The following is a 10,386-nucleotide window of genomic DNA, read 5'->3' as shown; positions in this document are numbered from 1 at the left end:
GCATTCATACGCCTATCACCGGCTTGCCTTACACTGCGCGCCTATGACCAATATCCCTCACACTCAAATCACCGAGCCCGCCGTCACCTGTTCAACGTGCGCCGCGTGCTGCTGCCAGCTGGAAGTGATGCTGATCACCGACACTGGCGTGCCGGAGCGCTATATCGATACTGACGATTGGGGCGGCGAAGTGATGCTGCGCCTGGACGACGGCTGGTGCGCGGCGCTGGATCGGGACACGATGATGTGTACGATCTATGAGCGTCGACCGCTGATCTGCCGGGAGTTCGAGATGGGCGCGCCGGAGTGCCTGATCGAGCGCGAAGGGATTGCGACCGCGTATCGCTGATACCAGACAGGTCAGCAACCGGCTGCTGTGGTGAGCGGCTTGCCCCGCGCGAGGCAAGCTCGCTCACCACAGCGTTGTGCATCAGAGATACGGTTACAACGGCATGGTGTAGTGCAGCGAGTAGCTCTCTACCCCGTCGTTGTTGCTGCTGATCCCGGCATTGGAATAGTGCGTGGCGCGAATGCCCACTTCATGTCCGCCGGTAAACCGCAAGCCGAAACCCAGGCGGTCTTCGAACTGAAAGGCCTGGCCGATGTTGTTGTCTTCCAGTTTGGTACGCGAGAACACCGCGACGCCGATCCCGGCCTCAATGTAGGGTTTGACCGACTGCCCGGCAAACTCATACACAAATACCGGCGAGAACGACAGGCTGCTGGCGCTGGCGCGCTCATCCCCATCCCAGTAGGTGTAGGCACCGCTCCAGTAGCCGGTCAACCGGCCCACATCGCTCTGCCACCAGCTTTTGTCCCAATCGGACGTCAGCCCCAACCGGTACGTCATGGTGGAGTCGCTGGTGCTGCCCACGCCAAATTCCAGGCCGGCAGCCTGGGCCGAAACCGAGTGTCCCACCACTACGGCCGCAAATGCGGCCAAACAGAACAAGCGCTTCATAAGAAACAGTCCTTTGAAAACGAGTATGTATGATTTTTTTACAGACAATCTCGCTATAGAAGCTGACTCACAGCCAGAAGTTCAGCGAATTTTCACGAAATTTTCACGCGCCAAAGCTTCGCACAACTCCGGGATGTTTCCATAGTGTCGGTAGGATATTTCTTAAGTGACACGCATCACCGCTGGTCCAGAACCGTGCAGGCTCAGGATTGCCATCGGCCAACAGGTCGCGTTCGCCGAGCAAACGCTTGAGCTGACGGGCCACGGCGGCGCCAGTGTCGATAAGAATAATGCTGGGGGGCAGCATCTGCGCCAGGAGCGGCTTGAGGAAAGGATAATGCGTGCAACCGAGAATGATGGTGTCGCAACCGGCGCTGAGCAGAGGGTCGATGTAGCCCTGCAATAACTGACGCAGGGCCGGGCTGCTCAGGTCGCCGGTTTCAATCAGCTCCACCAGTCCAGGGCACGGCTGGGTGATCACGCTTACATCGGTGGCGAAACGGTCGAGCAAGGCGGCGAATTTGGCGCTTTGCAGGGTACCGGTGGTGGCCAGCACCCCGACCACGCCACTGCGGGTCGCCGCCGCCGCAGGTTTGACGGCAGGCTCCATGCCCACCAAGGGCCAGTCGGGGTAGTCCTGGCGCAAATCGGCCACGGCCGCGACGGTGGCGGTGTTGCAGGCAATCACGAATGCCTTGGCGCCTTGGGCACGCAAAAACTGCGCGACGCAACGCGAACGCTCACGAATAAAGGCCGGGGTTTTCTCGCCATAAGGGATATGCCCGCAATCGGCGACATACAGCAGTGATTCGTGGGGCAATAGCCGCTGGATTTCATCGAGCACCGACAAACCGCCGACACCGGAATCGAACACACCAATCGGTGCATCCTTAACCATGCTGCGTCCCGCAGACGCTGCAACCGGGGTCGCGCTTGACGCGCAATTCGCGAAAGCGTGTGGTCAAGGCATCAATCAGCAACAAGCGCCCCACCAGCGGCTCACCGAAACCTGCCAGCAGTTTCAACGCCTCCAGGGCCTGCAGGCTGCCGACCAGCCCCACCAACGGGCCTACCACGCCGGCTTCGCTGCAGGTCAGTTCCGCGTCACTGCCGTGCCCATATAAGCAGTGGTAACACGGGCTGTCGGCGCGACGCGGGTCGAAGACCGACAATTGCCCCTCAAGGCGAATCGCCGCACCGCTGATCAACGGCGTGGCGGTCGCTACACACGCGGCGTTGACGGCCTCACGGGTGGAAAAGTTGTCGCTGCAATCGAGCACCACGTCCACGGCCTGCACGGCCGCCGCCAGCGAGTCGGCGTCCAGCGCGGTGCGATGGGGGATAAAGGTGATGTCGGGGTTGATCGCCGTCAGGCGGCGCAGGGCCGAATCGACCTTGGTCTGCCCGATGCTGTCGGTGTCATGGATGATCTGGCGTTGCAGGTTGGTCAGGTCGACGGTGTCGAAATCGGCCAAATGCAACTCGCCCACCCCGGCAGCAGCCAGATACAACGCAACCGGCGCGCCCAGACCACCCAGGCCAACGATCAATGCGCGAGCGTTTTTCAGGCGTAATTGGCCGTCGATGTCGACATGCTGCAACAGAATCTGTCGGCTATAGCGCAACAGCTCCTGATCGGTCAGCACGGGCGACGTCCCAAGGTGATGCGCTCATGGCCACCCAGATCAATTCGGCTGTGCACCTGCTCAAAGCCCTCGCCCAGTAACAGGTCACGCACAGCGTGGGCCTGGTCGTAGCCATGCTCGAGCAACAGCCAGCCGCCGGCATTCAAGTGGGCCGGGGCCTCTCGGCTGATCAAGCGCAGGTCATCCAGGCCATCGTGGCCGGCCACCAGCGCGCTGGCCGGTTCAAAACGAACATCGCCCGCCACCAGGTGCGGATCGTTGTCTGCAATGTAGGGCGGGTTACTGATGATCAAGTCGTAGGTGTGGCCGCCCAGGGCAGTGAACCAATGACTGTTGAGCACCGTGACGTTGTGCAAGTGCAGGCGCTGACGATTGCGCTCGGCCAGGGCCACGGCTTCCAGCACACGGTCGACTGCCGTGACCTGCCAGGTCGGGCGCTCGCTGGCCAGGGCCAACGCGATGGCGCCGCTGCCGGTGCCCAGGTCAAGCACGCTGGTGGCCGTGGCGGGTAACAATTCCAGGGCCGCTTCCACCAGCAACTCGGTGTCCGGGCGTGGGATCAGCGTGTGCGGCGCGACTTCCAGGTCGAGTTTCCAGAAGCCTTGCTGACCGAGAATGTACGCCACCGGCTCGCCGGCACGGCGACGTTGCAGGTAGCCGGCAAAGGTCAGCGCATCTTCGCTGCTGACGATTTTTTCGGGCCAGGTGTGCAAATAGCTACGGGATTTCCCCAGGGCCGCCGCCAGCAACAATTCAGCGTCCAGACGCGCAGTGGGCGAGTCCGGCAGGTCGGCGGCGCGCAACAGACTGGCGATGATGGTCATTTATTCACCTATCGCCGCCAATTGATCGGCCTGGTATTCGGCGAGCAACGGCTCGATCACCGCATCAACGCCCCCGGCGAGGATCTCGTCGAGGGAGTAAAGGGTGAGGTTGACCCGGTGGTCGGTGACCCGGCCCTGGGCAAAGTTGTAGGTGCGAATGCGCTCGGAACGGTCGCCCGAGCCCACCAGCAATTTACGCTCGCTGGCAATCGCATTGGCCGCCGCGCTGGTCTGCTGGTCATTGAGTTTGGCCGACAGCCAGGACATCGCCCGCGCACGGTTCTTGTGCTGCGAACGCTCTTCCTGGCACTCCACCACGATGCCGGACGGCAAGTGCGTGATGCGGATCGCCGAGTCGGTTTTGTTGACGTGCTGACCACCGGCGCCCGACGAGCGGTAGGTATCCACCCGCAGGTCGGCCGGGTTGATCTCGATGGCTTCCTGCTCGTCCGGCTCGGGCAACACGGCCACGGTACACGCAGACGTGTGGATGCGGCCCTGGGACTCGGTCGCCGGGACCCGCTGCACGCGGTGGGCGCCGGATTCGAATTTCAGCTTGCCGTAGACATTCTCGCCTTCGACCCGCGCGATGACTTCTTTATAGCCGCCGTGCTCGCCTTCGTTCTCGGACAGGATCTCCACGCGCCAGCCACGCCGTTCGGCATAGCGCGAATACATGCGGAACAGGTCGCCGGAGAAAATCGCCGCCTCGTCACCGCCGGTACCGGCGCGGATCTCGAGGAACACGTTGCGTCCGTCGTTGGGGTCCTTGGGCAGCAGCATGCGTTGCAGGTCGCCTTCCAGCGCGATCAGTTTGTCTTTGGCTTCGCGGACTTCTTCCACGGCCATTTCGCGCATGTCCGGGTCGCTGTCTTTGAGCAACGCCTGGGCACCTTCAAGGTCGCCCTGGGTTTTCAGCCATTGGCCGTAGGTGGTGACAATTGGCTCAACTTCCGCGTATTCCTTGGAATAGGTGCGGAACTTGGTCTGATCGGAGATGACTTCGCCATCGCCGAGCAAGGCGGTCAGTTCTTCGAAACGGTCCTGGAGCACGTCCAGTTTATTGAGCAGTGACGCTTTCATTGCGGTTTTTTATCCGAAGAGCTTTCTGACGCGCCCTCACCGAGGGCAAAGAGTTCCTGGGCCATGGCCAGCGCATCGAGGCGGCCTTCGGCAGTGAGCTTTTTCAATTGTACGCTGGGCGCGTGGAGCAGCTTGTTGGTGAGGCCGCGGGCCAGTTGCATCAGCACCTCCTCGGCGCTGCTGCCGTTGGCCAACAAGCGCTGGGCCTTGAGCAACTCCTCGTCGCGCAGGCGTTCGCCCTGCTGACGATACGCCTTGAGCACGTCCACCGCTGCCAGTTCACGCAGGCGCACCATAAAATCTTCGGCGCCAATGCTGACCATCTCTTCGGCCGCCTGGGCGGCACCCTGGCGGCTCTTGAGGTTCTCAGCGACCACTTCGTGCAGATCGTCGACGCTATAGAGGTAAACGTCGTCCAACTCGCCGACTTCAGGCTCGATATCCCTTGGAACGGCGATATCCACCATAAAGATCGGTTTGTGCTTGCGCAGCTTCAGCGCACTCTCCACCGCGCCCTTGCCCAGGATCGGCAACTGGCTAGCGGTGGAACTGATGACGATGTCGCTGCGCACTAACTCGGCCGGGATATCAGCCAACAGCACCGCGTGCGCGCCGAACTGCTCGGCCAGGATGCTGGCGCGCTCCAGGGTACGGTTGGCCACCACGATACGCTTGACCCCCAGGTCGTGCAGGTGGCGGGCCACGAGGGTGATGGTTTCACCAGCGCCGATCAGCAGCGCCTGGCTGCGCTGCAAGTCGCTGAAAATCTGCTTGGCCAGGCTGACGGCAGCGAACGCCACCGACACCGGGTTTTCGCCGATCGCGGTATCGGTGCGCACTTGTTTGGCGGAATTGAAGGTCGCCTGGAACAGGCGGCCCAACAATGGACCGACGGTACCGGCCTCACGCGCCACCGCGTAAGCCGACTTCATCTGCCCAAGAATCTGCGGCTCGCCCAGCACCAGCGAATCGAGACCGGACGCCACGCGCATCATGTGACGAACTGCCGCATGATCTTCGTGCACATAAGCACTCGCACGCAGGTCATCGAGGCTTAAATGGTGGTAATCCGCCAGCCAGCGCAAGACAACATCCGCTGAAAGATGCTCCTGCTCTATATAAAGCTCGCTGCGATTGCAGGTCGAAAGGATTGCAGCTTCGCGGCTGTCGGTGAGCCGGCAGAGCTGCTGCAAGGCCTCAACCAACTGCTCTGGCGTAAACGCCACGCGCTCGCGCACGTCTACGGAGGCAGTCTTGTGGTTAATACCGAGTGCGAGGAAGGCCATTCAATATCGCTGATGATGTCGGGAAGCCGACAATTGTCCTACTTCGATAGATTCAGAACAACCACCGTCGTCTATTGTCCTAATGCCTTGTGTCTATAAAGGCATCCATTGAGACTCGGTTATGTTTGGCCGAAGGCTTGTGTCATGATGATCCGACCGCAGGTTAGTCGTCCTCTTCCTATATGAATAGATCTTCCGCGTTGCTCCTTGCTTTTGTCTTTCTCAGCGGCTGCCAGGCCTTGGCCCCGGTGTCGCCGGACGGTACCCCGCCGGTGGAAGACAGCACCCCCGCCCCTGAAAAGCCCAAGGTTTATTCCTCGTTCAGTGAAGAAACGATCTTCAGCCTGCTGAGTGCCGAACTGGCCGGCCAGCGCAATCGCTTCGATATTGCGCTGGATAACTACGTGACCCAGGCCATCAACACCCAGGATCCGGGGATTTCCGAGCGGGCGTTTCGCATCGCCGAGTACCTGGGGGCCGATCAGGCCGCACTGGATACCTCGCTGATCTGGGCGAAAAACGCGCCGGACGATCTGGAAGCGCAGCGGGCAGCCGCCATTCAACTGGCGCGCGCCGGGCGGTATGACGACTCTATGGTCTATATGGAGAAGGTGTTGCAGGGCAAGGGCGACACCCATTTCGATTTTCTTGCGCTGTCGGCCGCCGACACCGACCAGGACACACGCAACGGGCTCATGAAGAGTTTCGACCGCCTGCTGCAAAAACATCCAAAGAACAGCCAGCTGATTTTCGGCAAGGCGTTGTTGCTGCAACAGGACGACGAAGCCCAGGCCGCGCTCAAGCTGCTTGAGCAGAACCCGCCGGATGAGGGCGAGATCGCGCCGATCCTGCTGCGCGCGCGCCTGCTGCAAAACCTCAATCGCGGCAAGGAAGCGATTCCTCTGCTGGAAAAAAGCATCAAGAAATACCCGGACGACAAGCGCCTGCGCCTGACCTATGCGCGCATGCTGGTGGAGCAGGACCGCATGGAGGACGCCAAAGTGCAGTTCGCCAATCTGGTCCAGCAGTACCCGGATGACGACGAGCTGCGCTATTCCCTGGCACTGGTATGCCTGGAAGCCAAGGCCTGGGACGAGGCCAAGGGCTATCTGGAAGAGCTGATCCAGCGCGAGAGCCACGTGGACTCGGCGCACCTGAACCTGGGCCGTATCGCCGAAGAACGTAACGACCCACAGGCCGCCCTGCTCGAATACGCCCAGGTCGGCCCGGGTAACGACTACCTCCCGGCGCAGTTGCGCCAAGCCGATATTCTGATGAGCAACGGTCGCACCGACGAGGCCGAAAAACGCCTGGCCGCCGCCCGCGATGCCGAGCCGGATTACGCGATCCAGTTGTACCTGATCCAGGCCGAGACCTTGTCGGCCAACAATCAGGGTGAGCGCGCGTGGAAACTGCTGCAGCAAGCCTTGCTGCAATTCCCCGATGACTTGAACCTGCTGTACACCCGCGCCATGCAGGCGGAAAAACGCAACGACCTGGCGCAGATGGAAAAAGACCTGCGCCTGATCATCAAGCGCGATCCGGACAACGCCATGGCCCTTAACGCCTTGGGTTACACCTTGTCCGACCGCACCACGCGGTACGACGAAGCCAAGGTGCTGATCGAGCAGGCCCACAAGCTCAACCCCGAAGACCCGGCCGTCCTCGACAGCCTGGGCTGGGTGAATTACCGCCTGGGCAACCTGGACGAAGCCGAACGGTTGCTGCGCCAGGCGCTGGAGCGCTTCCCCGATCAGGAAGTGGCGGCCCACCTGGGCGAAGTGCTGTGGGCCAACGGCAAGCAGCGCGAAGCACGCCAAATCTGGGAAAAATTCCTCAAGGAACAACCCGAAAGCCCTATTCTGCGCGGCACCATCAAGCGCCTGACCGGATCCGAGACCCTTTAAGCTTATGTTCTTGCGCCACGTTGTAGTGTTCAGTCTTATCGCCCTGCTCGCTGGTTGCGCGGGCATCGGCAGCCGAGAATCCGTTGAAGGCCAGGGCAATCCGGCGCAATGGAAACAGCACAAGGACCAGCTCAGCAGCATCGACGGCTGGCAGATCGAAGGCAAAGTCGGGGTGCGCGCGCCGAAAGACTCCGGCAGCGGCACCCTGTTCTGGCTGCAACGCCAGGACTACTACGATATTCGCTTGTCGGGCCCACTGGGTCGCGGCGCAGCACGCCTGACCGGGCGCCCGGGGCAAGTCAGCCTCGAAGTGGCCAATCAGGGGCGCTACGAAGCCACCTCGCCGGAAGCGCTGCTCGAAGAACAAATCGGCTGGAAGCTGCCGGTGTCGCATCTGGTGTGGTGGGTGCGTGGCTTGCCCGCGCCAGACAGCAAGAGTCGCCTGAGCCTCAATGGCGACAGCCGCCTGGCCACGCTGGAGCAGGACGGCTGGCAGGTCGAATACCTCAGCTACGTACAACAAAGCGGTTACTGGCTGCCCGAGCGCATCAAACTGCATGGCACCGACCTTGACGTCACGCTGGTGATCAAGGACTGGCAACCGCGCAAACTGGGGCAATAACGTGACCACAGAACGCCTGACCCTGCCCTCCCCCGCAAAACTCAACTTGATGCTGCACATTCTCGGGCGCCGCGAAGACGGCTACCACGAGTTGCAGACGCTGTTTCAATTTCTCGACTACGGCGATGAACTGACCTTCGCCGTGCGCGATGACGGTGTGATCAAGCTGCACACCGAATTCGAAGGCGTGCCCCACGACAGCAATCTGATTGTCAGGGCGGCAAAAAAACTTCAGGAACAATCGGGCTGTTCCCAGGGCATCGATATCTGGATCGATAAAATCCTGCCCATGGGCGGCGGAATCGGTGGTGGCAGCTCGAATGCCGCGACGACCTTGCTGGGTCTCAATCACTTATGGCAACTGGGTTGGGACCATGATCGCCTGGCAGCGCTGGGCCTGACGCTGGGCGCCGACGTCCCGGTTTTCGTGCACGGGCACGCCGCTTTTGCTGAGGGTGTGGGGGAGAAACTCACCCCGGAATACCCCGAAGAGCCGTGGTATGTCGTACTTGTCCCGCAAGTATCTGTAAGTACAGCAGAAATTTTTTCAGATCCGTTGTTGACACGTAACTCTTCTCCCATTAAAGTGCGCCCCGTTCCCAAGGGAAACAGTCGAAATGACTGCTTACCGGTTGTAGCAAGGCGTTATCCAGAAGTACGTAACGCTTTGAATTTGTTAGGTAAATTTACCGAAGCAAAATTAACCGGAACTGGAAGTTGTGTGTTTGGGGGCTTCCCAAACAAAGCTGAAGCTGATAAAGTCTCGGCCCTTCTTACAGAGACCCTTACAGGGTTTGTAGCAAAGGGAAGCAACGTTTCGATGTTGCATCGCAAGCTGCAAAGTCTGCTCTAAAAGGAATCGAGTACTGGGTACTCGTTGCAACAGATACAGGGGCGTCGCCAAGCGGTAAGGCAGCAGGTTTTGATCCTGCCATGCGTTGGTTCGAATCCAGCCGCCCCTGCCATTTTCTAATACTCATCCAGGTTACCCTCAGCCTCTAGGTACTGCGCGTGTCCAAGATGATGGTCTTTACGGGGAACGCCAACCCCGATCTGGCTCGACGTGTCGTACGTCAGCTGCATATCCCTCTCGGTGACATCTCTGTCGGTAAATTCTCCGACGGCGAAATTACAGCCGAGATCAATGAAAACGTTCGCGGTAAAGACGTCTTCATTATTCAGCCGACCTGCGCTCCGACCAACGATAACCTGATGGAACTCGTCGTGATGGCTGATGCCTTCCGCCGCTCCTCAGCGACTCGAATCACAGCTGTAATCCCTTACTTTGGTTATGCCCGTCAGGATCGCCGTCCGCGTTCCGCACGTGTAGCTATCAGCGCGAAAGTCGTTGCTGACATGCTGACCGTGGTAGGTATCGACCGTGTTCTCACGGTTGACCTGCACGCTGACCAAATCCAGGGGTTCTTTGATATTCCGGTAGATAACATCTACGGCTCCCCAGTATTGGTGGACGACATCGAAGACCAGCGCTTTGAAAACCTGATGATCGTGTCCCCGGACATTGGTGGCGTCGTGCGTGCACGTGCGGTTGCCAAGTCCCTGGGCGTGGACCTCGGGATCATCGATAAACGCCGTGAAAAAGCCAATCACTCTGAAGTGATGCATATCATCGGTGATGTCGAAGGGCGTACCTGTATTCTGGTTGATGACATGGTCGACACCGCCGGCACCCTGTGCCACGCGGCAAAAGCCTTGAAAGAGCACGGTGCAGCAAAAGTCTTCGCCTACTGCACACACCCTGTGCTGTCGGGCCGAGCGATCGAGAACATCGAGAATTCCGTGCTGGACGAACTGGTGGTGACTAACACCATCCCGTTGTCCGCCGCCGCTCAAGCCTGTGCGCGTATCCGTCAACTGGATATCGCACCGGTAGTTGCAGAAGCGGTTCGCCGCATCAGCAACGAAGAATCGATCAGCGCGATGTTCCGCTAAGGGTCAAACCTTTCGGAACACCTCACTGACGAAAAGCGCCCCGCCCCAACACTCTGTTGGGGCGGGGCTTTTTTGCCCATATCGCCTTTAGCGCTGGTCGCAAA

Annotated in this window: 11 protein-coding genes and 1 tRNA gene; 6 read left to right on the top strand and 6 right to left on the bottom strand. The window is 60.1% G+C overall.

Annotated features, from left to right (window positions below; translation table 11 throughout):
* Window positions 1-43: 43 nt before the first annotated feature.
* Window positions 44-349, top strand: a complete 306-nt coding sequence (locus PSH59_RS03655; RefSeq protein WP_248075064.1) for a YkgJ family cysteine cluster protein — start codon at window positions 44-46, stop codon at window positions 347-349.
* 93 nt (window positions 350-442) lie between these two features.
* Here PSH59_RS03655 and PSH59_RS03650 read toward each other — a convergent pair whose 3' ends face one another.
* From PSH59_RS03650 to hemA, 6 genes are all read right to left on the bottom strand, one after another.
* A complete protein-coding gene (locus PSH59_RS03650; protein ID WP_248075062.1) occupies window positions 443-961 on the bottom strand; it encodes an acyloxyacyl hydrolase in 519 nt (172 codons plus the stop codon).
* A gap of 103 nt (window positions 962-1,064) precedes the next feature.
* Window positions 1,065-1,859, bottom strand: a complete 795-nt coding sequence (gene murI / locus PSH59_RS03645) for a glutamate racemase (protein ID WP_305394335.1) — start codon at window positions 1,857-1,859, stop codon at window positions 1,065-1,067.
* Window positions 1,852-2,607, bottom strand: coding sequence for a molybdopterin-synthase adenylyltransferase MoeB (locus PSH59_RS03640; protein ID WP_248075058.1), 756 nt, complete (start codon window positions 2,605-2,607; stop codon window positions 1,852-1,854). The genes murI and PSH59_RS03640 overlap by 8 nt, the downstream gene beginning before the upstream one ends.
* Window positions 2,601-3,431 carry a peptide chain release factor N(5)-glutamine methyltransferase gene (prmC, locus tag PSH59_RS03635; protein ID WP_248075056.1) on the bottom strand — a complete coding sequence of 277 codons (831 nt, stop codon included), beginning with the start codon at window positions 3,429-3,431 and terminating at the stop codon, window positions 2,601-2,603. The genes PSH59_RS03640 and prmC overlap by 7 nt, the downstream gene beginning before the upstream one ends.
* A complete protein-coding gene (prfA, locus tag PSH59_RS03630) occupies window positions 3,432-4,514 on the bottom strand; it encodes a peptide chain release factor 1 (protein WP_248075054.1) in 1,083 nt (360 codons plus the stop codon).
* Window positions 4,511-5,800, bottom strand: coding sequence for a glutamyl-tRNA reductase (hemA, locus tag PSH59_RS03625; protein ID WP_248075052.1), 1,290 nt, complete (start codon window positions 5,798-5,800; stop codon window positions 4,511-4,513). The genes prfA and hemA overlap by 4 nt, the downstream gene beginning before the upstream one ends.
* Before the next feature lie 182 nt (window positions 5,801-5,982).
* On the opposite strand from hemA, the gene PSH59_RS03620 reads away from it, so the two are divergent.
* From PSH59_RS03620 to PSH59_RS03600, 5 genes are all read left to right on the top strand, one after another.
* A complete protein-coding gene (locus PSH59_RS03620) occupies window positions 5,983-7,707 on the top strand; it encodes a tetratricopeptide repeat protein (protein ID WP_248075050.1) in 1,725 nt (574 codons plus the stop codon).
* 4 nt (window positions 7,708-7,711) lie between these two features.
* Entirely contained in the window at window positions 7,712-8,329 is a 618-nt protein-coding gene (gene lolB, locus PSH59_RS03615; protein WP_305394334.1) for a lipoprotein insertase outer membrane protein LolB, read from the top strand.
* Between the two features lie 49 nt (window positions 8,330-8,378).
* Window positions 8,379-9,182, top strand: a complete 804-nt coding sequence (gene ispE / locus PSH59_RS03610; RefSeq protein ID WP_248075969.1) for a 4-(cytidine 5'-diphospho)-2-C-methyl-D-erythritol kinase — start codon at window positions 8,379-8,381, stop codon at window positions 9,180-9,182.
* 37 nt (window positions 9,183-9,219) lie between these two features.
* Window positions 9,220-9,294 (top strand) — tRNA-Gln (locus PSH59_RS03605).
* Between the two features lie 46 nt (window positions 9,295-9,340).
* Complete coding sequence (locus PSH59_RS03600) at window positions 9,341-10,282, top strand: ribose-phosphate pyrophosphokinase (RefSeq protein ID WP_003171603.1); 942 nt, start codon at window positions 9,341-9,343, stop codon at window positions 10,280-10,282.
* Window positions 10,283-10,386 lie beyond the last annotated feature (104 nt).

The sequence above is a fragment of the Pseudomonas sp. FP2309 genome, assembly GCF_030687575.1.
Classification (GTDB): Bacteria; Pseudomonadota; Gammaproteobacteria; order Pseudomonadales; family Pseudomonadaceae; genus Aquipseudomonas.
Note: the sequence above shows the minus strand (reverse complement) of the source record. Positions and strands in the feature narration are given on the sequence as shown.